Source organism: Edaphobacter sp., assembly GCF_028283685.1.
Classification (GTDB): Bacteria; Acidobacteriota; Terriglobia; order Terriglobales; family Acidobacteriaceae; genus Edaphobacter.
In genome coordinates this window covers 159,873-183,601 of sequence record NZ_JAPWKF010000009.1, presented here as the reverse complement: position 1 = coordinate 183,601, position 23,729 = coordinate 159,873, and the positions used below count along the sequence as shown (strand labels likewise).

At 57.7% G+C, this 23,729-nt stretch carries 16 protein-coding genes and 1 tRNA gene; 9 read left to right on the top strand and 8 right to left on the bottom strand.

Annotation, left to right across the window (positions count from 1 at the left end; all coding sequences use genetic code 11):
* The first annotated feature begins 41 nt into the window (after positions 1-41).
* On the top strand, positions 42-1,637 hold the full coding sequence (locus PW789_RS17925) for a fucose isomerase (RefSeq protein WP_299379198.1): 1,596 nt from the start codon (positions 42-44) through the stop codon (positions 1,635-1,637).
* A gap of 18 nt (positions 1,638-1,655) precedes the next feature.
* Here the strand turns inward: PW789_RS17925 and PW789_RS17920 are convergent, their stop codons facing one another.
* Entirely contained in the window at positions 1,656-2,537 is an 882-nt protein-coding gene (locus tag PW789_RS17920) for a dihydrodipicolinate synthase family protein (RefSeq protein ID WP_299379196.1), read from the bottom strand.
* A 386-nt stretch (positions 2,538-2,923) separates the two neighbouring features.
* Here PW789_RS17920 and PW789_RS17915 point away from each other — a divergent pair, with 386 nt between their 5' ends.
* Positions 2,924-4,213, top strand: a complete 1,290-nt coding sequence (locus tag PW789_RS17915; protein WP_299379194.1) for an MFS transporter — start codon at positions 2,924-2,926, stop codon at positions 4,211-4,213.
* Here PW789_RS17915 and PW789_RS17910 read toward each other — a convergent pair.
* A complete protein-coding gene (locus PW789_RS17910; RefSeq protein ID WP_299379192.1) occupies positions 4,202-4,960 on the bottom strand; it encodes a GntR family transcriptional regulator in 759 nt (252 codons plus the stop codon). The two genes, PW789_RS17915 and PW789_RS17910, sit on opposite strands and share 12 nt — an antisense overlap.
* A 399-nt stretch (positions 4,961-5,359) precedes the next feature.
* Between PW789_RS17910 and PW789_RS17905 the strand changes: the two genes are divergently transcribed.
* The 5 genes from PW789_RS17905 to PW789_RS17885 all read left to right on the top strand — a co-directional run bounded on the left by PW789_RS17905 (position 5,360) and on the right by PW789_RS17885 (position 15,277).
* A complete protein-coding gene (locus tag PW789_RS17905) occupies positions 5,360-8,704 on the top strand; it encodes a TonB-dependent receptor (protein ID WP_299379189.1) in 3,345 nt (1,114 codons plus the stop codon).
* 20 nt (positions 8,705-8,724) lie between these two features.
* Positions 8,725-11,214, top strand: coding sequence for a hypothetical protein (locus PW789_RS17900; protein WP_299379186.1), 2,490 nt, complete (start codon positions 8,725-8,727; stop codon positions 11,212-11,214).
* Positions 11,215-11,217: 3 nt separating this feature from the next.
* Complete coding sequence (locus PW789_RS17895; protein ID WP_299379183.1) at positions 11,218-12,051, top strand: aldolase/citrate lyase family protein; 834 nt, start codon at positions 11,218-11,220, stop codon at positions 12,049-12,051.
* Positions 12,052-12,266: 215 nt separating this feature from the next.
* A complete protein-coding gene (locus PW789_RS17890) occupies positions 12,267-12,608 on the top strand; it encodes a PadR family transcriptional regulator (protein ID WP_299379180.1) in 342 nt (113 codons plus the stop codon).
* A complete protein-coding gene (locus PW789_RS17885; protein ID WP_299379178.1) occupies positions 12,605-15,277 on the top strand; it encodes an ABC transporter permease in 2,673 nt (890 codons plus the stop codon). The genes PW789_RS17890 and PW789_RS17885 overlap by 4 nt, the downstream gene beginning before the upstream one ends.
* A gap of 92 nt (positions 15,278-15,369) precedes the next feature.
* On the opposite strand, the gene dinB is transcribed toward PW789_RS17885, so the two are convergent.
* From dinB to PW789_RS17860, 5 genes are all read right to left on the bottom strand, one after another.
* Complete coding sequence (gene dinB, locus PW789_RS17880; protein WP_299379175.1) at positions 15,370-16,491, bottom strand: DNA polymerase IV; 1,122 nt, start codon at positions 16,489-16,491, stop codon at positions 15,370-15,372.
* A gap of 234 nt (positions 16,492-16,725) precedes the next feature.
* Positions 16,726-18,417 (bottom strand): hypothetical protein, encoded by a 1,692-nt coding sequence (locus PW789_RS17875; protein WP_299379173.1) that lies wholly within the window; start codon positions 18,415-18,417, stop codon positions 16,726-16,728.
* A 170-nt stretch (positions 18,418-18,587) separates the two neighbouring features.
* Positions 18,588-18,676, bottom strand: a tRNA-Leu gene (locus PW789_RS17870).
* 177 nt (positions 18,677-18,853) lie between these two features.
* Entirely contained in the window at positions 18,854-19,117 is a 264-nt protein-coding gene (locus tag PW789_RS17865; RefSeq protein ID WP_299379171.1) for a hypothetical protein, read from the bottom strand.
* Between the two features lie 262 nt (positions 19,118-19,379).
* Complete coding sequence (locus PW789_RS17860; RefSeq protein WP_299379169.1) at positions 19,380-21,752, bottom strand: transglycosylase SLT domain-containing protein; 2,373 nt, start codon at positions 21,750-21,752, stop codon at positions 19,380-19,382.
* Positions 21,753-21,986: 234 nt separating this feature from the next.
* Between PW789_RS17860 and PW789_RS17855 the strand changes: the two genes are divergently transcribed.
* Positions 21,987-22,610, top strand: coding sequence for a sigma-70 family RNA polymerase sigma factor (locus PW789_RS17855; protein WP_299379257.1), 624 nt, complete (start codon positions 21,987-21,989; stop codon positions 22,608-22,610).
* A complete protein-coding gene (locus PW789_RS17850) occupies positions 22,607-22,846 on the top strand; it encodes an anti-sigma factor (protein WP_299379166.1) in 240 nt (79 codons plus the stop codon). Before PW789_RS17855 ends, PW789_RS17850 begins: the two co-directional genes overlap by 4 nt.
* A gap of 114 nt (positions 22,847-22,960) precedes the next feature.
* On the opposite strand, the gene PW789_RS17845 is transcribed toward PW789_RS17850, so the two are convergent.
* Positions 22,961-23,650: a lipid-binding SYLF domain-containing protein gene (locus PW789_RS17845; RefSeq protein ID WP_299379164.1), complete on the bottom strand. Its 690-nt coding sequence runs from the start codon at positions 23,648-23,650 to the stop codon at positions 22,961-22,963.
* Between the last annotated feature and the right edge of the window lie 79 nt (positions 23,651-23,729).

The following is a 23,729-nucleotide window of genomic DNA, read 5'->3' as shown; positions in this document are numbered from 1 at the left end:
ATGGCTCCGTCAAATGTGACGGAAAGGTAATCGAACTCTCCATGAAAGAGATTGCAACGATCTATCTGGTAGCTAGCGGAGACCTTCGCCTCGACGCCAACCAAGTCTGCTGGCCGGCACAAGCAGCCATGGAAGCGGCTTTGGCTGAATCTGTAGAACGTCTCGGCGGAAAAATTGTGCGGGCTCACTCCTATGTGCCAGAGAAGAGGCATGGATTTCTTGACTCGCAGCGTTATGGAATGGACGTCTTCAAGTCCATCCCCGAAGACGCTCCACTCATCGTGGCAGAGGCCGTCTGGCAGTACAGCCATCATGTCCTTCCCGGCCTGACCACTCACAAAGGTCCCGTCCTTACCGTCGCCAACTGGAACGGCCAGTGGCCGGGCCTCGTCGGCCTGCTCAACCTCAACGGTTCGCTCACCAAAGCCGGTGTTCCATATTCCTCCTTGTGGAGCGCCGACTTCACCGACGAGTTCTTTCTCAAAGGGCTCCGGGAATGGATGAGTACCGGAACTGTTACGCACGATCGTTCCCACGTCCATACTTTCTCTGGAGCCAGTGGACGTGCAACGCAGATAGGTGTCGCCGAGGCCTCGCGCCTAAAGAAAGAGAAGGCCATCATTGGCGTCTTTGACGAAGGCTGTATGGGAATGTTCAACGCCATTGTGCCGGACCATCTCCTTCACCAAACTGGCATTTTTAAGGAACGCCTCAGCCAGAGCTCACTCGCCTACGCCACCACCCAGGTAACCGACGCCGAAGGTGAGGCTGCTTTGCAATGGCTCCAGCAGCGTGGCATGCAATTCGCTTTGGGCACGGACGAAGCAACCGAGCTAACGAGCGCGCAGGTACTACTCCAGCTGAAGATGTACATCGCAGCGGTACGTATCGCCGACAACTTTGGCTGCGCGGCCATAGGCATTCAGTATCAGCAGGGACTCAGGGATATGCTTCCTGCCTCTGATCTCGCCGAAGGCCTGCTCAACAATACAGAGAGACCTCCCGTCTTTTCCGCCGATGGGCAACGTGAACTCTTCGCCGGTAGCGCATTGCCTCATTTCAACGAAGTTGACGAATGCGCGGCCATCGACGCTCTCATCACTCACAGAATATGGAACGCTCTCAGCCTTCCTCCAGAAAACACGCTGCACGACCTTCGATTTGGAGAAGACTACGACGGCAGCTTCGTCTGGGTGCTTGAGATCTCAGGAGCCGTCCCTCCTGCCCATTTCGCCAACGGATACGCCGATGCCTCCAGTGAACGCCAGCCTCCAATGTACTTCCGGCTGGGAGGAGGCACAATCAAAGGAAATAGCCGTCCCGGCGAGATCGTCTGGAGCCGCGTCTACGTCGAAGATAACAAGTTGAAAGCCGATCTCGGTCGAGCCACCGTGGTTGCGTTGCCGCAAGAGGAGACCGAGCGTCGCTGGTCTATTACGACTCGCCAATGGCCGATGATGAGTGCAGTGCTCCACGGCGTCTCGCGCGACCAGATGATGGCGCAGCACAAGGCCAATCACATCCATGTGGCCTACGCCAACGACGCACCCACAGCCGATGAGGCCATGATGGCAAAGGCAGAATGCTTCCGCGCAATGGGCATGGACGTCTCGCTCTGCGGAGTCACGACCACCTAGGACAAACATGCCGAATATCTACGAGAGCGTTCGCTTGTACCACCCCATGAACCATCCACGAAGCTCAGCCACTTCAGCCTCGCGCTCCGGACTCAGCGGAAGCGGATAGCTCTCGCGCGTAAAGTGACGCACTGCCGACGCCACCTTCAGCCCCCACGGCGTCGGCAGCGGCCCCAGATGATCGATGAACTCCTGCAGCTGACCGGTCTTTCTCGCAAAGGCATCGCCATGTCCGCCCGTCGCAAACAGAGAAGCCATCAACTCCGGCAGCGCACATGCCACTCCTGACACCACGCCATCGCAAACACCTTCCACCAAAGCCTCTGGCAGAGCAGAGTCGTTGCCGATCATTCGTACATGCGGCAGCCCTGCCTTCGTCATCGCGCGCACAATGTCCAACGAACCCGATGAATCTTTGATGCCTATGATGTTGGAGTGCTTCGCAAACAGAGAGAGTATCGTATCCACAGACAAGCCCGACGTGAACTGCGGCAGGTTGTAGAGCAGGATCGGCAACTCGACTGACGATGCCACCGCGGAGATATATGCAGTCAGATCATCCTCACGGTAGGGAAAGAAGCTCGGCATCGGGAGCAGCACGCCATGCGCCCCGGCAAGCTGGGCAATGCCCGCACGTCTCACCGTCAGGCGCAGATCACCAGCACCTATACCGCATAGTATCTCCGCCTGCGGAGCCTCCTGCCGAGCCGTACGTACAAGTACGTCGATATCCTCGTCGGAGGAGATCGTAAACTCGCCCGTCGCACCGTTGATCGCATATCCGCGAAGGCTGAACCTGTTCAGCTCAATGACCTGTTGCTGGAACGAGGTCGCGTCCAGTTCACCGTCACTGGCTCGCGGAGAGAGCAGAGCTGCGTACACACCACGAAAAGAGGTCAAAGGTTTCACCATACAAAGCAGCAAAGACGGCCGAATCTGATAGTCATCCAGCTGAAAATTTCGTTACAGCGCCTTTCGGCCCTGCAATTTGAAAGCAACTATACATAAAAATAAATCATTATGTCGACAATACGAATACATATTTCTTGAAAGTTCTACCTCGAACCATCACCCATTAAACATCCCAATAACATGAAGACTACAAATGATTTGCGCCAAAACAAAAATCCGGCGCTCAAAACCAATAAATGCTTTTTCTATCCTTATCGCGATGAAAGCATCGCAAAATGTCGACAGATAACCCTTTGATCCTCTATAACGATGGAGCTTGCTTCGAACTGCCAGGCCGATATGCCGGAAGCAGCGGCTCAGTCACAGGAGAATAGGTGCCAAGATCAACGTTGGCCAATACGCGCACGAAGTGGATCACCATCGGCCTGCTGTGGTTTGTCTTCCTGTTCAACTACGCCGACCGGCAGGCTATTTTCTCCCTCTTCCCACTCATTAAGACCGAGATGCACCTCTCCGATGTCGAACTCGGCATCCTCGGTTCCTGCTTCATGTGGATGTATGCTCTGTGCGGCCCCTTCACCGGATGGCTCACCGACCGCCTCTCACGCAAATGGCTGATACTTGGCAGCCTGCTTTTTTGGTCGGCCGTTACAGGAGCAACCGCCATCGCCCACACCTACCAGGCAATGGTCTGGTGTCGTGCCCTCGGCGGCCTCGGCGAGGCATTCTACTTCCCTGCTGCAATGTCCATGATCAGCGATTACCACGATGGGTCCACGCGTTCACGCGCAATGTCGTTGCATCAGACCGCTGTCTACGCCGGCAGCATCGCTGGCGGGTCCATCTCCGCATTGGTCGGCCAGCATAGCGGATGGCGCTCAAGCTTCCTCTTCTTTGGCGGCTGCGGAATCGCACTCGGCATCCTTCTCATCTTCTTTTTGCGTGAGCCCACTCGCGGCCAGTCCGAAGCCGCAACCGGTCTTCAACCGCTAAAAACATCCACGTCGCTGGCCCTGCGCGAGATCCTCGGCAACCGCATCGTTCTGCTGCTCATCGGCATCTTCATGGGAGCGAACTTCGTGGCGGTCGTCTTCCTCACCTGGCTGCCCACCTTCCTCTACAAGAAGTTCCACATGAGCCTCTCGATGGCGGGCCTCAACGCCAGCCTCTATCTGCAGGCCGCATCCTTTCTCGGTGTCTTGTGTGGCGGTTATCTCGCCGACCGCTTCTCCCGCCAGCGCGGTGGGGGGAGGCAACTCACCCAGGCCGTTGGACTGCTCTTCGGAGCTCCATTTCTCTTCCTTACCGGATGGACACTCTCAATCCCGCTGCTGGTGCTCGCCATGATCGGATTCGGGTACTTCAAAGGCCTCTACGACGCCAACATCATCGCTGGCCTCTACGATGTTGTCTCCGTCCAGAATCGCGGCACCGCTGCCGGTATCGCCAATTCACTCGGCTGGCTAGGGGGCGGACTCGCACCTGTCATCATCGCCATCGGATCGGCAAGGTTTGGCATGAGCGCATGCATCAGCGCGACCGGTGCAATTTACCTCGTCATCGGCCTGCTCATGCTGCTCGCCTCCCAATGGGTCCGTAGAGAGAGCCAGGCTGCAGAAGCTGCAACGCCCCTACTGCCTGCAGCCAATACCTCAGAGATTTAGGTCTGAATAGCTTCGTTCGATCGTGCTCGCTCGACGATTGCGATCGAACTCATCCAGCCTCTCCTGCCGCGAGATCTGAATATGCTCCGCAAGGCGGTGAACCGCAAGCTCAGGATCCTGGCTCACAATCGCTGCAAGAATGGCCGCATGCTGCGCGTGGATCTTGCGCAGCTTCTCCGCTCCATATCCAAGGCGCCGCATCGCAAAGATGCGAATCAGCAACCTCGTCTCGTCCACAATCTTTCGAATGCGCGGATTGAACGAAAACGCCATCAGCAACGCATGAAATCCGCGATCTGCTGCCACGAAACGCTGCATCTGCTCCGCATTGAGATAAGGCTCACCCGTGGTCGCAAGCTCATCCACCAGCGATAGGATTCCGTCCGAGAGCTGTTCCAGCCGCTTAATGTCCTCTGCCGGAAGCTGCTCGCGCGTAACCTTCGCGATGACGTAAACCTCCAGCGCCTCACGCAGCTCATACAGATCAACGATGTCTTCACGCGTCAGGCGCACCACCACCGTGCCTCGGTTCGGCGTCTGCTCCAGCAAGCCTTCAGAGACAAGCTGGCTGATCGCCTCGCGCACCGGCGTGCGACTGCTCCCAAGCTCCTTCGCCAACAAAAGTTCCGAGATAGCTCCGCCCGAAGGCAGGTCTCCCGAGGCAATGCGGCTCTGGATGTATTGATACGCCTTCTCGCGAATCGTGAAATTCGACTTGCTGACTTTCGCCTTTGCCTTCGTCTTCATGTGGTTTCAGAATACCGACTTCTGTACACGAGGAGCATACATAGAAAACTCCGCCGCCTCTTTTGCATTCAAAACGTGATGGAAAATCGCGATTATGTCGACACAATAATCGACAGAAATTCTTGAAGAATCACTCCAGAGTCATGCTGGAAACTTCCTGATTAAATATATATAAATGAACATTTTATCAAAAATATTTCGCCATATTCCATCCCAAGCCACCTCTGACCCAACTGCCTGCTTCATGGATATACGCTACGTATTTAAATATTTTGTATCCGACATGTAGACATCAAATATGCCGCTGCGTATAGTTTCGTGCGAAATAAAATCCGTGCCCGCGCGGTCGGTGAATTTGTTCAACGCACATGAAGCCGCAGCGATGCCAAAGGAACGTCGATGAACAGCCTACGACTCGGTGCAACAACTCTTGATCAGGTCTTTCACGTACATGGTTTTAGCTGGCGGCACTACCGTAAAGCGGTATGCGCCCTGGTGCTCATCGTCTTGAGCACCCTCTTTGCCTCTGCGCAGGTCAATTCCACCGGCACCATCTCGGGCCGAATCACAGACTCGCAGGGCAATCTGGTCAGCGGCGCGGTCGTCTCCATCGTGGAGTTACAGACGAATGTCGAGTCGAAGTTGACGACAAACAGCTCCGGTTTCTACTCCGCCGGCTTCCTCAAGCCTGGTACCTACTCCGTCAGAATTAGTGCCACTGGCTTTGAGAGCTCACTCACCAGCGGCCTCACGCTGCAGGTCGGTCAGGTGCTCAACCAGGACTTCGCGCTCAAGGTGGGTCAGGTCACCGAAACCGTCAACGTCTCCACCGGCTCTCCCCTGCTCAACACAGAGTCCGGCGAACTCGGCAATGTCATCTCGCACGAACCCGTCGTGCAGTTGCCGCTCAACGGACGCAACTTTTCGCAGCTTGCCCTTCTGGTACCCGGCGTCAACTCCGGTTCTGTAGGAGGCGTCCGCGCCTCCGGTGGAGGCAACGAGACACAGCGCGCCGGAACCTCTATCACCGCCAACGGTGCACGCGGCAGCTTCAATCTCTACATGATCAACGGCATCCAGGACGTCGACCAGTCCGTCGGCACTGCCAAGGTCTTTCCCAACCTCGAAGACATCCAGGAGTTCAAGGTCCAGATCGGCAACTCCGATGCGCAGTTCGCCGCTGGCGGCGCTGTTGTTAATGTCGTCACGCGCAGTGGCTCCAACCAGTTCCACGGATCGGCATTCGAGTTCTTCCGCAACTCCGCACTCGATGCGCGCGGCTACTTCGATTCCTCCAAGCCGATCTTCCAGCAAAACCAGTTTGGAGGCTCAATCGGCGGCCCCATCATCAAAGACAGGCTCTTTTTCTTCGCCGACTATCAGGGACTCATCACCCACACCGCACCCACCGCCATCACCAGCGTACCGACCGCTGCCATGCGCGCAGGCAACTTTCAAGGCTTTGCCAATATTTACGATCCCAATAGCTACAACCCCGCAACGGGTACACGGACACCGTTCGCGAACAACCAGATCAATCCCTCGCGCTTTGATCCTGTCGCCGTCAATCTGCTACAGGTCATCCCACAGCCCAACCTTCCTGGCAACGCGAACAACTTCCGCTATAACAATCTTCAGGTCAACGTGCAGCACCAGTACGACGCCCGCGTGGACTACGTCATGAGTTCGAAGGACAGCATGTTCTTCCAGTACACCAACGGCCGCGCCGACATCAGCTTTCCCGACACCCCGGTCAAGATCGGCAACACCTTCAACCCACTCGCCTTCGCCGGGGCAAACCGCAACAACCATGCGCCCAGCCTGCAGGCCACACTGCAGGAGACACATATCTTCAGCTCGTCGCTCGTCAACGAGCTTGCTCTCGGCTACACCCGATTCATACTCCGGGTCACCCCCCTGGACAGCGGCTACAACACCTCTACGGCTCTTGGTCTTCTCGGCGCCAATACCGCGTCCAACACCGACGGCTCCGGTCTTGCCTCGCTCACCATCACCGGCTTCAGTGGCTACAGTGCCAGCTTCCAGCCCGAGATCGTGCCGCAGAACACCATCCAGATCTCCGACAACCTTATCCTCAACCACGGCGCACACGTTATGCGCTTCGGCTTCAGCGGCGTCCACAATAATTTTGGATTTAATCAGCTCAGCGCTCCCTCTGGCGCCCTCAGCTACTCCGGCACGTACACCAACAGCGGCACCTCTGCTGGAGGCTCCGGCTTTGCCGACTTTCTGCTCGGTCTTCCTGTGAGCGCCAGCAAGTCCCTCCTCCCCAGCGGCATGCCTTACATTAGCTACTCCGACATTGGAAGCTATGCGCAGGACACATGGCGCATCACACCACGACTCACCGCCGTCTTCGGTATCCGTTACGATCTCTTCACCGCGCTCGTCGATCGTAAAAACCGCCAGGCCGATTTCGTGCCCTCCGGTGGCAGCATCTCGCCGGTCGCCGGCAGCACCGGCACCGTTGTCGTCGCCGGGCAAGGCGGCTACAGCCGCGGTATTGTCCAGACGCAAAAGTTCAACTTCACACCGCGTATCAGCCTCGCCTACAAACTCGGCGATAAGACGGTTCTCCGCTCGGCGTACGGTGCTTACTTCTTCAACGAGCAGGGCACCGGCTCTTCCGCCCGACTCTTCCTCAACTATCCTTTTGCGCAGACCTTTACCCAGACCTGCTCCTCGACCGCTCCCTGCCTGAGCACTGCGGGCGGCATTCCACTTGCACCTTCAGCCAGTAACGTACCCGTCGTCGTCTACTTCCCTCTGCGCAACCCGACACCATATGTCAATCAGTGGAACCTGACGCTCGAGCATCAAGTCAACAGTTCGCTTGTTGTGCGCAGCTCCTATGTTGGCTCCAAGGGAACACACCTCGGCATCGCTCTCAATGAAAACGTGGCGATACCCGGCCCGGGAAGTGTGACGGCACGCTCGCCCTACCCTGCATACTCCACCATCCAGGCATGGGAAAACCGCGGAGTCTCCAGCTACAACGCTCTGCAGCTCTCTGCGGAACAGCGCGCATGGCATGGTCTGCAATATCTCGCCTCTTATACCTGGAGCCACAGCATCGACGAAGGCTCAGGCGGCAACTCCTCCTCCTCTGAGTCGCGCGTCAATATTCAGAACCCCCGTAATCTCTCGGCCGATTACGGACTCTCCGACTTCGATCACCGCCACGTCTTCACCTTCAGCCCCGTCTACGAGCTTCCTTTCGGTCGTGGGCGCCAGTATGCATCGAGCATCAATCCGCTGCTTAATCAGGTCATCGGCGGCTGGGATCTCACCAGCATTCTCACCTGGCAGAGCGGCGCACCATTCTCCGTTTCGATGTCATCCAACTCCTCTCTCAACACGGGTACCTTCCTGCGTCCTAACCGCATCTGCAATGGGAACCTTCCCAGCGGCCAACGGACCCTGGCGGCGTACTACAACACCAGTTGCTTCGTGAATCCTGCGCAATACACCTTCGGCAATACCGGCAGAAACATCCTCATCGGACCGATGTACCAGACCATCGACGTTGGTCTGCACAAGGACTTTCACATCTACGAAAGTCTCGGCATGCAGTTCCGCGCTGAGGCCTTCAACATCATGAACACAGCTAACTTCTCCTTCCCCGGCAACAGCATCGGCTCAGCAGCTGCAGGTAAAATCTCTGCGCTCGCCGTCGGCGCCACCGCACGGCAGATGCAGTTCGCCGCCCGCTTCCACTGGTAATCCTTCAAGGAGAAAGAACGATGAAGAGAAGATCCTTCCTACAGGGAACCGTAGCCGCTGCGGCCGTCTCCGGCATTGGGAGCAGCCGCCTGCTGCATGCACTCGACGCAGGGCTTACAGAGCTGAACAGTGTCTCTGTCGTCCTGCAACCTTCGCCCTCCAGACGCGAACGCGTAGCCGCCGAGATGTTAACCGAAGAGATCATGAAGCGATGCGGCGTCGAGTGGAACATCGGCACTGAAGGCGCGGTAAAGATCTACCTCGGCACACGAGCGACCTGGCATTCACTCGGCGACAAGGTCTCCTCTGTCGCTGCGCAGGCCGGCAAGCTACCCCCCGAGTCTTATGCCATCGCCAGTGGCAGTGGCTGGATCGCGGTCTGCGGCAGCGATGAACGCGGACTTATATTTGGCACCGGCAAACTGCTCCGCCTGTGCAGGCTCGATCGGCGCTCCGTCTCCGCCAATCTCAAAACGCTCAACCTCACCAGCTCACCGCATTACGCCGTCCGCGGCCATCAGCTCGGCTATCGCCCCAAGACCAATGCCTACGATGCCTGGACCGTCGAGATGTGGGATCAGTACATCCGCGAACTCGCTATCTTCGGCACCAACACGGTCGAATTGCTTCCCCCCATCTCCGACGATCTGCCCGACAGCCCGCACTTTCCCATTCCTCCGCAGAAGATGATGATCGAGATGTCACGCATCTGCGATAAATACGGCCTTGACGTCTCTGTCTGGTATCCCGCGATGGCCAAAGACTATGGCGATCCCAAGACCGTGGAGTCCGAGATCTCCGACTGGGCCGCAGTCCTTCACGATCTTCCGCGCGTCGACGCTGTCTTCGTTCCCGGCGGCGATCCCGGCCACACCGAGCCAAAGTACATGATGGCTCTGCTCGAAAAAGAGAAGGCCAACCTTCGCAAGACACATCCGCAGCTGCAGATGTGGATGTCCCCGCAATCATTCAACGCAGCATGGATGGAAGAGTTCTACCAGATCGTCAAGGACCCGCACACCCTCACCTGGCTCGATGGCATCGTCTATGGACCGCAAAACCGCAGCTCCATCGACGATCTGCGAAAATCGCTGCCAGCCAGACTACCCATTCGTTTTTATCCCGACATCACACACAGTATTCAGTCGCAGTACTCCATCAATAACTGGGACATCGCATTCGCCATCACCGAAGGCCGCGAGATCATCAACCCGCGGCCACTTGCGGAAGCCGCCATCCTTCGCTCCGAGCTGCGCCACACCGTCGGCTTCGTCAGCTACTCGGAAGGCTGCAACGACGACGTCAACAAATTTCTCTGGAGTCTGCTGGCCTGGGACCCGGTCACATCCATCTCCACGGCCTTGCGCGACTTCGGCCGCTTCATCATCGGCGCAAGCGATGGCTCTGCTTACGCGCAGGGCCTGCTCGATCTCGAACAGAACTGGATCGGTCCGCTGGCCGCCAATGAACTGGTGGATGTCACGATGTCCAAGTTCTTCTCCATCGAGAGGACCGCCTCTCCCTTTGTGCTCGAGAACTGGCGCTGGCAGCAGGCCATGTTCCGTGCATGCTGTGATGCCTATGTTCGGCAACGCCTTCTGCATGAGAGCGGAGAGCTTGCTCGTGCGCAAGGTATCCTCGGTCGGATCGAAGACTTTGGCTTCGCCACCGTCCCCTGGGGCATCGGCAACAAGCCCGCTCAAGAGCCGGCCAACGGAATCGATCCGCAAAACCTCATAGACGAGGCGCAGGAGATCCTACGAAAATGCGCCGTCACCCAGGTCGCGCCTGCGCTCCGTACCCGTATCGCCGAGCTTGGCTACGCCTTGCTGCAGAGCATCCATCAGCAGCTGGCCGTCGAACGATTTCAGGGCGAGGCCGTCGATCGCGGTGCGCCTCTCGACACCATTGATCATCCCGTCACCGACGGCCCATACTTTCAGAAGCAGCTCAGCAACATCAGCAGGATCGAAGTCCAGGAGACCAAGATCGACGCTCTCCGCACGCTTCTCAACAGGACTGACCCCGGTCCCGGTGGATTCTACGACGAGCTGGGCAATATCACGAACCGTCCTCATCTCGTCATCGAAGACGCCGACAGTGACTTCGACTTCCGCCGTTCGCCGCACGTCGGCACCAGCTACCCCGATCACTACGGCGCAAACGCGCCCATGGCCTGGAAGCACTGGGCCGAGAGTCTCTACGAGGCGCCATTAAAGATGCGTTATACAGGCCTCGATCCTGACGTTGAATACAGCCTTGTTGTCGTCATCTCCGGTGACTCCCGCGGCGTCAAGACGCGTCTCGTCGCAAACGATGACATAGAGATTCACCCGCTGCAGCTGCGCCCATGGCCACCCGAACCGCAGACCTTCGCCGTGCCTCGCGCCGCCACGGCCAATGGCGATCTACTGCTCACATGGACTCGCGAGTCCGGTCTCGGAGGAAACGGGCGCGGCTGCCAGCTCGCCGAGGTTATGCTGAAGCCCGTCGTAAAGAAAGGAGCATAACTCATGGGCAACGATTACCGTGCAGACCTGCATCCCGTCTCGACCGATACATGGAGTGTCGTTCGCGAGCGTCTCAAGGCGGGCGACTACGTTATCGGCATGACGGTGAGCTCCAACAACGTCGAAACCGCTGCCTACGCTGCCACACTCGGCTTTCACTTTCTCTGGGTCGAGATGGAGCACTCCTCCTTCTCCCTGGAATCACTGCGCACCCTTGTGCTTGCGACTCGTGGCCTTACTGTTCCTGCCTTCGCGCGCGTTCCGTGGGCAGAGTTGTGGCTCTCTAAACGTGTGCTCGATCAAGGAGTACAGGGCGTTATCTTCCCTTTCATCTCCAGCGTTGAGCGCGCCCGCATTGCGGCACAGGGCTGCCACTATCCTCCTTTCGGCCGCCGTGGTTCCGGCGCAGGGCTTGCGGCGACAACCTGGCCCGCGCCCGGCAATTACTACGATTCCGCCGACGCGAATGTCCTCGTTGTCTGTGTAATCGAAGAGGCCTGCGGCGTAGAGCAGATCGAAGAGATCGCAGCCACTCCGGGTATCGATGTGCTCTTCATCGGTGTCAGCGACCTCTCTTTCTCACTCGGTCTACGCGGCCGTCAGCAAGAGCCGTTGCTCGATGAAGCCATCGCGAAGATCGTCGCCTCTGCCAAACGTCATGGCAAGTGGCTGGGTCGCCCTGCCGGTAGCGCAGAAGAGGTCAAGCGCTTCCACTCGCAGGGCTTCCAGTTCTTTCAGTCTGTCACCGAGCTCGGCCTCATGAAGATGGGCGCCAAAGCGCTGCTCGAGCCACTTGGCATCAAAGACAAGCCCCGCGAACAAAGTACTTTTTACTAATCGGCTATCTGCTCCACATCTCATCATCTATGATCCGCATCCTCTATGGATCCGCACATAGAAAGATCTAGCTGTCCCCTCTTCCCTTTATAGACCGCATCGCCATTGAGATCAGACTGGACATTGCTTCCCGCGTCCTCGCAAAAGTCTAACCGGGCCTTGACTGGAAAACCTACTAAGGCTTACTCTCCTATTCTCAATAGGAGAGCGTCGACATGGGCCGTAAAGTGGATCTATTGCAAGGCACGCTTGAGGTGCTGATCCTCAAATCCGTCTCGCTTGGCAAACTGCACGGTTACGGCATCCTGCTGCGCATCCAGCAGATTGCAGGCGGCAAGCTCGAAATCCCGCAGGGCTCCTTCTATATCGCGCTCTATCGCATGGAGCATAAAGGCCTGATTGCATCCGAATGGGGCTCATCGGAGAACAATCGCCGGGCCAAGTTTTATCAACTGACCGCCGCCGGCCGGAAGCAGCTCAGGCTCGAAACCGAGAAGTGGGCCCAGATGACCGATGTTGTCGGCACTGTGCTGAGCGCCACACCGGAGACGCTATGAGCCTGCGCTCCCGTATCCGCTCCTGGTGGCAGGCCCTCGCACACCGTTCGCAGATCGACCGCGAAGTTCAGCAAGAGCTTGAGTTTCACCTCAACGCCCATGCCGACCACCTCATCGAAAACGGAGTCGAGCCTTCTGAAGCTATGCGCCAGGCAAAGATCGCCTTCGGCCGCGCCGATGTGCAGAAGGAAAAATACCGCGCGGCGATCGGCCTGCGGCCGCTGTACGAGATCGGCAGCGACATTCGCTACGGTTTTCGCTCTCTCTATCGTCATCCGATGATCTCGTTTGCCGCCGTCATCTCGCTCGCGCTTGGGATCGGTGCCACCACCGCGATCTTCAATCTCATCGACTCCGCACTGCTTCATCCCTTCCCCTATGTCGACGCCGAGCGTATCGTCAACCCGTCACTCATCGATCTGAAGCAGCCGCTGGTGCCGACATGGTTCGCGCTTGAGCCTGCACAGTATGAGAGCTTCCTCAAAGCAAAGTCCGTCGACAGCGTACTGGGCTTCATGCTCGGCGCTCAGCCTGAAACCGGCGGTGCTTTTCCCGAAGACGTGGGCACCGCCTACGTCACGCCCAACATGAATGACTTCCTGGGCGTCAACGCTCTACTCGGCCGTGGACTGCGGCCGTCCGACGGCTCCGGCAACGTCATCGTCCTCGGCTACAAATACTGGCAGCGCCGATTTGGAGGCGACCCGTCTGTCATTGGACACACGTTACAGCTCAGTCATACCGACCTCACCATCATCGGCGTCATGCCTGCCCGCTTCGCCTTTACCGAGACCGTCGGCAACGTCGACGCCTACGTTCCGTGGAGCGCATCACGCGCCCCCGCGTTGTTCCCACTCATCAAGCTGCGTCGCGGCGTCACGCCAGCAACAGCCGGCGAAGAGTTCCAGGCCTACGTCAAACATTTCAAGCAGCAGACGCCACTGCACTTCCCTGACGACTTCCATGTCAACGTCGAGCCCATCGCAGCACCCTACATGCATCGCACCGGTCAGGCCGTGAAGCTCCTCTTCGCCTCCGTTGTCTTTCTCCTGCTCATAGGCTGCGCCAACTGCTCCGTCCTTCTGCTCGCTCGCGGCGAAGCACGCCAGCACGAGCTTTCCATCCGAGCCGCGATCGGCGCCAGTCGCCTGAGACTCATGCGCCAGCTGCTCATCGAGTCCCTCGCCATCGCCTTCATCGGTGCCGCGCTCGGCACGGCGCTCTCTTTCTGGCTCGCAAACCTTCCACTCAAGCTCATGCCCGGCATCTTTCCGCAGGAAGCCGCCATCGGCATGAACTGGCGCATCCTCGCTTTCTCCATCGCGCTCGCGCTCATCACCGGCATCCTCTTCGGTCTTGCCCCTGCTCTGCGGTTTTCGCGTCCCGACGTCTCGCAGATGATCCAGTCCCGCTCGCGAACACTCAGCTCCAGCGGCGGCCATTCACTCAACATGCTCATCGGCGCCCAGGTTGCGCTTACGCTGCTGCTGCTCGGCGTCGCAGGAGCCGCCGTCACCGGATTCATGCGGCTGACTTCGATGAAGCTCGGTTACGATCCGCACAACGTCGGGTTCGTCTCCGTGCCGCTCAAATGGGATCCCAACAAGAACCAGCCTGCCTACACAAGCTACATCGAGCAGTTGCGCAACGCAGTCGCCGCCGTTCCCGGCGTTCAGTCCGCCAGCATCCTCTCAAGCTTCATCCCTCCCTCGCAGCCCTTCGGTGGAATGGGCAAGCCGTACATCATCGAACTGCTCGGCCAGCAGACCAGGCCCGAGCAGTACCCTTCGCTCGTACACCTCATCAGCCCCGAATTCTTTGCAACCGTGAAGACCCCGCTCACGCGCGGCCGCCTTTGGACCGCCGACGAAAATCGTCGCGGCGACTTCGTGGCAATCGTCAACGAGAGCTTCGTTCAGCGCTATCTCGGCGGACGTGAACCCATCGGCCAGCAGATACGCACCGACGGCCTCAGGAACGACGGGCGCTCCAAGACCATCACCTCACCCAACAGTGGCGAATGGCGGCAGATCGTAGGCGTCGTCGCCGACGCGCGCAACGATGGCCTGGAGCGCCCCGTCTTTCCTGCCGTCTACGTCCCCTACTCCACCTTCATGTGGTACACCACACGCATCTTCTTCCGCGCCGAGACCGATCCACGCACCCTCGAACGGCCACTGCGCGCCGCGCTTCACAACGTCAATGCGTCACAGCGCATCTTCGGCAACGAGATCGGAACCCTCGACGAGGCCCTGACCGGGCAGACCGTCTGGGTGCAGCAGCATATGTTCTCCGTCCTGTTCACCTTCTTCGGCGTCCTCGCGCTCTCGCTATCGCTCTTTGGCATCGCCAGCACCGTGCTCTTTGCCGTGGGACGACGCCGCAATGAGCTTGGCATTCGCATGGCGCTCGGCGCTCAGCGCAGCCACATCATTTGGACCGTCGCCAGCACAATGTTCGCCACCATCGCCTGCGGCATCGTCGCCGGATTTGCGATCCACCTCGCAGCGCAACACCTGCTTGCCCACTGGATGCCCGCAGGCAATCACTCCCCGTGGGTCTTCGCGCCTGCTGCCGGACTTCTGCTCCTGGGCGCTGCCGCCGCATGCCTTCTACCCGCCATGCGCGCAGCTTATGCCAATCCGCTGGAGACGCTTCGTGCGGAGTAAACGTAGAAACGACCCATCGCCTCACAAACGAGGTCGCCGTCACAAAGCATCCCGTTTGCATCAGGAAAAGCAGTTTTCATCTCCGACGCCTCTTACTGAAGCATCTCCGACAGCAATGAAGGCGCATCGACCGCCGTCTCACTCCGCATACCTTCTTGCTCCAGCAGAAAATTGCTGAGCCCGACACCTACCAGGCGATAGAGTTGTTCACGAGGAAGCGTGACCCTCTCGCACAACGCCCATGCTGTCGCCGCTAAAACATCACAAGTGGGAATCGGTCTGCGTAACGTCAGGCTGCGCGTGAGCGATTGAAATTCCTTGGTCTTTAGCTTGAGCACCACCGTCTTAGCCTCACGCGCATTGTCTTTCGACGCGCCCCAAACCCTTTCTGCCAGGCGACGGATGTGTGCCTCGCATTCCGCCAGCGGAATATCGTCCGGAAACGTATCTTCGGCTGAGATTTGTTTACGCACGCGATTGGAGACGACGGGGTTGTGATCGATTCCGCGAGCCAGCTCATACAGCCGCCACGCATAGCTACCGAACTCACACTCGAGTGCCGCGAGATCCATCACGAAGATATCGCCTACAAGCTTGATGCCTGCTTTCTCCATGCGCGCTTCTGTGACCTTTCCAACGCCTGGGATGCGTCCAACCGGAAGGGTGAGCAGAAACTCCTGCACCTCATGGGGCTGAATCACGAACAACCCATTCGGCTTGTGCCAGTCGGAGGCGATCTTTGCCAGGAATTTGTTCGGCGCGACGCCCGCCGAAGCAGTCAGATTCAGTTCATCGCGAATCTGTTGACGGATGGTCTTTGCAACGCGAGTAGCCGTAGGCAGTCCCGTCTTATTCGTTGTGACATCGAGGTACGCCTCATCCAAAGACAAAGGCTCGATGACATCCGTGTGCCGCTGAAAAATTTCACGTACCGCCTGCGAGACAGCTTTGTAGCGGACAAAATCAGGAGGCACAAACACCGCGTCGGGGCAGAGTCGCTCCGCACTCACAGCCGGCATCGCCGAGCGCACACCGAACCGCCGCGCCTCATAAGAAGCCGCACACACGACAGAGCGTTTGCCCTTCCAGGCAACAACCACGGGGCGGCCACGAAGACCTGGATCGTCTCGCTGTTCCACCGACGCATAGAAGGCGTCCATGTCCACATGAACGATCTTGCGGGCACCAAGCACGCCGACTCGGCCGTCACTCATGACAAACCTTGTACGTTCCGTAGTGATCTGCGAATACGTCCCGCAAGAGCTCTCTTCCGATAACGAGCGGACGACCGTTTGCTTTCGGAAAGACAGATTTCCATGCTGTCCTAGGAGCTCGTGTCCGCATGTTCAAATCCTCATTAAAGATTGTCCCATATTCGCCTTACGTTCGCCCAGATGTCTCGCTTGCCAGCTCAAGCGCAGATCAAACGCATTCATCGCCTTCACGTTTTAGATAGCGAAGGGCGATGCACCGTTCTCATCCCACTGATAGGCGGCCTTCGTTATCTGACGACCCTGCTGACATGTCCAGTGCTGTGGAGCATTGCATAAAAGCATGTCGTCGGCAGCGCCGGCAGGGATTGCCGATGCCGTAGCGAAGGCTTCCCGCAGGCTCTCACGCTGCTCGGCATCGACCGCGCCGGGTTCGGCCGAGACAATCAGCGCGGTCCCGCTGCGTGCCACCGCGTCAAGCCACATACGCGTCTTCCGCCATGCAATGGCCTTGGTGATTGGCACGCAATCGGCATCCGCAATAAAAAAGGCGCGGTTCTGCGGTAGCCGAAAAGCGAGCGTATTGACACCCATGCGGCGGGTGCGCTCCCACGCTTTGCCGCTAACGTCATCGCCGGTTCGATTGGCCTCAAACAGACCAGCAGCGAGGTGCCCGATCGTGTTGCAGCCGACAATGACCGTCTGCTCGCCCGCAGCCTCACGCAAATCGCGATACAGGTTGAGCACGATCTCGGCGTTGGTAAGTGAGCGATCGTTAAAGTGCCAGCCGCTCGTTGTGATCGATGGCCCCATCTCGCTTCCCCACGCTCCGAAGAGTTCATAGGTCGAGAAGTCATGCTTCACCAGATCATTGCCCCAGCGTACGGCATCCCGCATAGTATTGACCGCGGCTTCGTTCGCCTCCGGAATCGTGGGGTCGAAGGCGAGGTCGTTGAAACGGTCCTCGCGCCGTCCATAGCGAGCATCGGGAAGAAGTAGTTTGCGATTGGTTCCCTCATGCGCCCGGAGTGGGCGAATCCAGAGTCCTGGCTGCGCCCCTTTCGAACGAATCTGCGTTGTAAGCTTTGCCATATCGGGGAACGCCTGCTTGTTTTGCCAGCCGTCGTCGACGATGGCGAAAGGCTTCGGACCGCCTGCAGGAGCAAGAGAGACGACCAGCTCAGCATCGCGGAGAATTCCTTCCGCGGTGTTTTTACCGTAGGCGTAGTACCAGTCGTTGGATCCATAGACGGTCGTCTTTGGCAGACGAGGCTTAGGGCACATGCTGCCACAGAAGGAAGACAGTGCCGCGTGAATCGACTCCCCGCGCTCGCCGCGACGAGCGATCAGTGTGGCCGCCTTAAGAATCCGTGCTCCGAGTAGAAGGCCGCTCCCTCCATTCCGCACGTCGAGCCAAAGCGTAACTCCCCCAGCATCAACCTGCCAGAAAGCCAGGCTGGCACCGCCCGTCTGAACTCCATAGCAGTGAGTTATCTCGTCTCGATGAATCGCTGCGTACCAGGGCAACGGACGTTCGGGAACCACATTGCGCCAGCCAAGATCCCCATAAGAGCGTTCCCAGGCATCACCCAGCACCGCGATATCTTCGGGGTGCTGAATGCTCCAGCGAAGCCGTAGGTGGGTAAGCTCCATCGACGGAGAGGCAAGCGATACGACAGTTCCCTTCTGTGCAATGTCCAGGGTGACGACTACATCACCGGAGCTCCATCCACTGCCGGAACGGGCCAATTCGCGCGCGTTGCCCTCCCCTGCATACGCGACTACAGATATTGGAGCCTCGCGAAGGTCAAGGAATGGCAGCGTCCCTTTTACGGATTGAGCTCGAATAGGCATCGCCGCAAGCGATGCAGCGGACGTGGCTCCCAGGATGAGATCGCGGCGGTTGAGAGGAGCGGTTGTTATTTTCATCACAGAGAATTATTCACCGGGACGGCCGCTCGCGTCTCAAAAAGCGCGAAACAGGCGATACGATAACTCTCTCGCGAAGACCTCGAGCAAGGATCGCTAAGCTTGCTATGCGTAGCCAGCAACCAGGACTACGCTCAATACTGAAAATCAGACAAAAGTCATTACTTGATTGGTGCCCGGAGGGGGACTTGAACCCCCACGACCGGTTAAGGTCTGCGGATTTTAAGTCCGCTGTGTCTGCCGATTTCACCATCCGGGCTAAGCTCCATCAAGAGCGCTTTACAACTCAATGTTAACGCATCGGAAGGAAACGCCGAGAAGCCACATACAGACATGTCAGCACGGAAGAAAAGAGGCTCTCTGAATCAACGGTGACACACTCAACTGGCGACGTCATGACATCGCCAGCCTTGTTCGTATCGAGGATGACGGCAACTCAGTGAGGACGGCGATAGCAGATAGCCTTTTCATTCAGGAAATACTCGGCAGAGCACGAGTCCGAACCGCAGATCATCGTCTCAAGCCCCGCACATTGTTGTCGGGTAATCAGCCCGAGAGAGCCACAGGACGGGCAGGCCAGCACAGCCCAATAGGGGTTCTCGCTGTGCCCAAGATCCCCCGCCTGCTCCAGGAGAAACAATGTGCCCGGCTGCATCTGTTCCGGAATCCATTCTTCGAGAAGGTTCAATTCTGCGATCATAGGCTCCCATCCGCAACATCGTTGAGGCTATTTCGAGCGCATGCCGCGTTTGTACTGGACACCAGTTTCGCGGGATCTGCACACCTTACCGGCCTTGTTGTGTCCAGCATCGCGAGATGCACAAGTTATGGTGCAAAGCATATCCGATTTTCGGCTGCTGTCAACCGCCACTTTTGGGGAGTACCGGAGCGAGTCCATGCTGAACTAAATATTCCGCGCATCAAATCTACGATCCGCAGGTCGATCCAACGGCAGATGCGAATCAATGTCCCGCATACACCTCGTGATAGATCTGCTGGTTGCGCAGAATGGCCTGCACGTACTCCCGCGTCTCGGTATATGGAATCGACTCTACGTACTCGGCGATATCCTTGTAATCGCTCGACCCCATCCACTGTCGAACCGGAACATCGCCGGCGTTGTAGGAAGCAAGCGCATATTCCAGCTGGCCGCTGTAACGGTCGATCACCAGGCGCATATTGTAGGTACCAAGTTGCAGGTTGATCGAGGGGTTGAGAAGCTGTGTTGTACCAATCCCTTTTAGCCCCTGCTTTTTCGCAAGCGACTTCCCTACCGAAGGCAGCAACTGCATCAGACCGTAAGCATTTGCATGACTGACGGCGCCTGCATTGAACTCTGACTCCTGGCGGATGAGAGAAGCAACAAGATAAGGATCAAGATTATTCTTCTGCGCATTGGCACTCAGTTCCGCCCAGTACGGACGGGGGAACAGAATCTTCCAATAGGCCATCGGAACCTTGCTGACCGGGAGGGAGAAGAACGAAATTCCACTGCGCTTCATGGACTGCAAAGCGCGGGTCGTCTCTCCAAACGAGTTGTAGATATCGGCCTGCGCAAAGACACCCCACTCTTCTGAACCAGCTCCCGCCTGAATCTCAGGGCCGATATATTCGTTAAGCGCCGCGTTTGCCAGGAGACGAGCCTTAATCAGATGTGGCTCGTTTTCCGGCAACTCTCCCGTAAGAGTCGGGATAATCAATGGACGGACCGACGCCAGCGCCTCGGCAGCAGGTACCGCTGGCGCGCTCGATGCCAGCATGGCGATGCGCTTCCGTGCGAGACCTGCGTAGTAGTAATTTGTATAGCTCTCTGAGAGAGAACGGTAGTAGTTCAGCGCCTGGCCGGAATTGTGCTCTTCATCCTCGTAGATGCGCCCACGCCAATAGAGCGCCGTTGGCGCCTCAATGCCTGCACCATAGCGCACAATCTGTTCATCCATCAGCCGGGCAGCTTCCGGGTAGTTGCGCAGACGATAGTTCATCCACGCAACCCGCCAATGTGCCGAAGGAGCGTACGAGCTCTTCGGGAAGAGATCCACAAGCATCTTGTAGTGATAGATCGCTTGCTGATAATCGTGCTTCAGCAGATACATATTCCCGCCGGAATAAAGCGCTTCTTCCAGCCATCGGCTCTTGGGAAACTGCTTAATCAGCGTGTTGAGCACTTCCGTGTGCTCTTCTTCCTTCTTCTCGCTGCGGGAGATCTCCGCAAGCATGTAGAGCTTCGCGGCTGCGGTATCATCCGCCGTCTGCGGCAGACGCTCTACATCGCGCCGTCCAATGCGCTTCAGCTTCATCTCGCACACTGCGGCATAGATAGCCAGCGAATCTTTATCCGACTGCGAGAGGCTTGTATCGTTACGCGCGATATCGTGATATTCCTGGCTCGCGTCGGTGTAGCGCTTTGCGTTGAACAGTGTGTCGGCGTGAATCTTGCGTTCGACTGCGGTCAACGGAACACCCATGGCGTCAAGCTGGGCCTTCGCCTGAGGTGCTTCCCCGCTTAGCGGGTATTTGACATAGACACTACGAAACATCGGCGCAGCGTGGCCGACATCACCGGCGAGCTGGTAGGCGCGACCAAGCGCGTAGCGGAAATCGCTATGTGCTCCCTGGGCAGTCTCCGCCAGCGGTTGAAGTGTAGCAATCGCCTTCTGCGGATTATTCTGCTGCAGATAAGCATTCGCAAGTAAGGTAGGAGCCGTCGCCACGAAGATGCTGTCCGGATGCCTCTCCGCAAAGCGATCGAGCAGGCTGTATGCAGCTGCACCCTGGTTAGCCGCCAGCGCAGCCTGTGCTCCAAGATAGTCCGCATAATCATCCAACGCTTTACCGCTCGTGCTGGCCTGGCGAAATGCGGACATCGCCTCCGGATACCGGCGGTCCAGCATATACGCATGTCCGATCGCCAGCCACGCCGTTGCGGCCGCTTCTCCGGGGTGGCCGTGGGCATACGATTCAACGCCAGAGTAAGCAGCAGCAGAACGAGCAGCTGCCAGCTGTTGCGCCATGGGACGAAGCTGCTCCGACGCATGGAATGCCGTCGTCAGACGAATTGTCTGTGCTGTCGGCTTCGATCTTCTCTTTTTCGAGGAGGCTCTGGACGAGGTCTTGGAGGAAGAGTGCGTCCCGGCTTTGGACTTTGACCCGGTTGCAGCTTTGGACTTTGAGGTCTTGGACGACGACTTCGCAGGAGCCTTCTTGCTGCTCGATGATTTGGTCTGCGACTTCGGCTTAGCCGAAGACTGGTATCCCTGCGCCGAAGGGCACACCAAACCGGCCAGCAGGCAACCAGGCAGAGCAAATATCAGAAACTTACTGCGAACCGTCAACATGACCTCTCAGAGCAACATTGCTACTCCTTCAATGTATGACGCGGCAGAGGGGATGCCGAAAGGACTCTACGAACCGGAATCTGCACAGATACATCGGGCTTATCCCGGCAGACGGCCCCCCTTATAGGCTTTGCCGGTTCTCCTGCAGGCATTTAGTATGAAAGCTGTCTTGATCGGCCCCCCAAATGGGGAGCAAACCTCTCGGTCAAGTAAGGAATAACGCACCTTTTGCTCATGCCCGCCATCCAATCCCCAGGAACGGAAGAGATCCATCCCGACGTCGCTCTGGTCGAGCGCGCCAAAAGTGGAGATACAGCTGCTTTCGAGCAGCTGGTCCGGCAGTACGAACGCCAGATCTTTCGTGTTGCGCAGCACATAACTCAGAATCGTGAAGACGCTGAAGACATCACGCAGGACGCTTTTCTCAAGGCTTACGAGAAGCTGGACCAGTTCCAGGGAAACTCTAAGTTCTCGACCTGGCTTGTCCGAATCGCCGTCAACGAGAGTCTCATGCGCCTGCGCAAGCGTAAGACCAGCAAGACAGTCTCAATGGACGAAGACGTTCAGACTGAAGAAGGCTCCATCCCTCGTGACTTTGCCGAGTGGCGCCCGAATCCTGAACAGATCTTCGATCAGAATGAGCTGGGAGACATCCTGCGCAAGACCATCCAGGGACTTCCTCCCGGATTTCGGACCGTCTTCACCCTCCGCGACATCGAAAATCTCTCTACCGAAGAGACTGCGGAGGCACTCGGCTTGAGCGTACCCGCTGTAAAATCGCGCCTCCTGCGGGCCCGCCTTCAACTTCGCGAGCGCCTCAGCAGGTATTTTGGGCATAAGGAAGGACAACCCGCATGAACTGCACCGACTTTCTCAGCCAGCTCACCGACTACTTCGACGGCCAGATTCCTCCTGAGCTTCTAGAAGAGGTTCGCGCCCATCTTGGCGAGTGCAGTCACTGTCGCGTCGTCCTCAACACCACACGGCAGACCATCGAGGTCTACCGCGGCAACGAGATCTACGATATCTCGGATGACCTGCGCGAACGCCTGCATTCAGCCATCATGACCAAGTGTTTGGCCAGCAAAACCTAAGCCATCAAGTTGCAGGCAAGACTTTTGAAGCCCCTTCCAAAAGGAAGGGGCTTCGGCTTTTTTGTCGAAATGACGCAAAACCGAAGCCCTTGCCGTTATTTAATCTGCAGCTAACTACTGCTGATGATGCGGTGTGATCTTGGTCAACTCACCAAGCAGACCACGCGCAGCAGCCGGTGCCTTAACCTTGCCGCCAAAGACGATGTCCTGGGCGCTAAGCTCGGAACCATAGAGCGACTTGTTCGCGCCATCATCGGAACGCAGCGTCGAACCTGCCAGCGAGATGCCGGCGAACAGACCCTGGGCACGGGACCAGGAGAGGAGCTCAGCCTTCAGGACGATATCGGTCTCTGCACTGGCGTTACGGCCAACCGGTCCCGCAGCAGCCGAAGCATCAGCACCGATCTTTACCTTGCTGGACATGACGGAGCGGGCTCCCTTATCGTTCATCACCAGCAGAACGAAGTCGGTAGCCTGACCACCGATCTGGAAACCGAAGCTTGCGCCTTCGAGGGCAAACATCGCAGGTGCGCTCCACGGCCCGGCATAATTCTTACCGGTACGGCAGGTGATCACGCCGCGGCCATAGCTGCCGCCAACAACAAAGGCTGCCTTCTTCACCGAAGGGAATACGATCACGCACGCCGACTTATCCAGAAGGTCGTGGGGAATGCCCTTATCCGGCATTTCGATAATGTCTTTGAGAACCAGGCCCGATTCTTTGATCCGGTCTTGTTCCTTCTGCTGCGCCATCATCGGCAGCGCTAGCATCATGCAGGCTGACAGAATCGTCAATCGCTTCATCTTTTTGTCTCCTCTTACTCTCTTCATAATTGCAACTAGGTGCCTTAGAGGCTATTGCACCGCTTTTGGCCTCACGCAT

Excerpts from the sequence above, each read along its gene's own strand:
- dinB (WP_299379175.1), bottom strand. The coding sequence starts at position 16,491 with ATGAGTGACGGCCGAGTCGGCGTGCTTGGTGCCCGCAAGATCGTTCAT.
- PW789_RS17865 (WP_299379171.1), bottom strand. The coding sequence starts at position 19,117 with ATGATCGCAGAATTGAACCTTCTCGAAGAATGGATTCCGGAACAGATG.
- PW789_RS17900 (WP_299379186.1), top strand. The coding sequence starts at position 8,725 with ATGAAGAGAAGATCCTTCCTACAGGGAACCGTAGCCGCTGCGGCCGTC.
- PW789_RS17885 (WP_299379178.1), top strand. The coding sequence starts at position 12,605 with ATGAGCCTGCGCTCCCGTATCCGCTCCTGGTGGCAGGCCCTCGCACAC.
- PW789_RS17895 (WP_299379183.1), top strand. The coding sequence starts at position 11,218 with ATGGGCAACGATTACCGTGCAGACCTGCATCCCGTCTCGACCGATACA.
- PW789_RS17850 (WP_299379166.1), top strand. The coding sequence starts at position 22,607 with ATGAACTGCACCGACTTTCTCAGCCAGCTCACCGACTACTTCGACGGC.
- PW789_RS17910 (WP_299379192.1), bottom strand. The coding sequence starts at position 4,960 with ATGAAGACGAAGGCAAAGGCGAAAGTCAGCAAGTCGAATTTCACGATT.
- PW789_RS17905 (WP_299379189.1), top strand. The coding sequence starts at position 5,360 with ATGAACAGCCTACGACTCGGTGCAACAACTCTTGATCAGGTCTTTCAC.
- PW789_RS17875 (WP_299379173.1), bottom strand. The coding sequence starts at position 18,417 with ATGAAAATAACAACCGCTCCTCTCAACCGCCGCGATCTCATCCTGGGA.
- PW789_RS17890 (WP_299379180.1), top strand. The coding sequence starts at position 12,267 with ATGGGCCGTAAAGTGGATCTATTGCAAGGCACGCTTGAGGTGCTGATC.
- PW789_RS17845 (WP_299379164.1), bottom strand. The coding sequence starts at position 23,650 with ATGAAGCGATTGACGATTCTGTCAGCCTGCATGATGCTAGCGCTGCCG.
- PW789_RS17855 (WP_299379257.1), top strand. The coding sequence starts at position 21,987 with ATGCCCGCCATCCAATCCCCAGGAACGGAAGAGATCCATCCCGACGTC.
- PW789_RS17860 (WP_299379169.1), bottom strand. The coding sequence starts at position 21,752 with ATGTTGACGGTTCGCAGTAAGTTTCTGATATTTGCTCTGCCTGGTTGC.
- PW789_RS17925 (WP_299379198.1), top strand. The coding sequence starts at position 42 with ATGAAAGAGATTGCAACGATCTATCTGGTAGCTAGCGGAGACCTTCGC.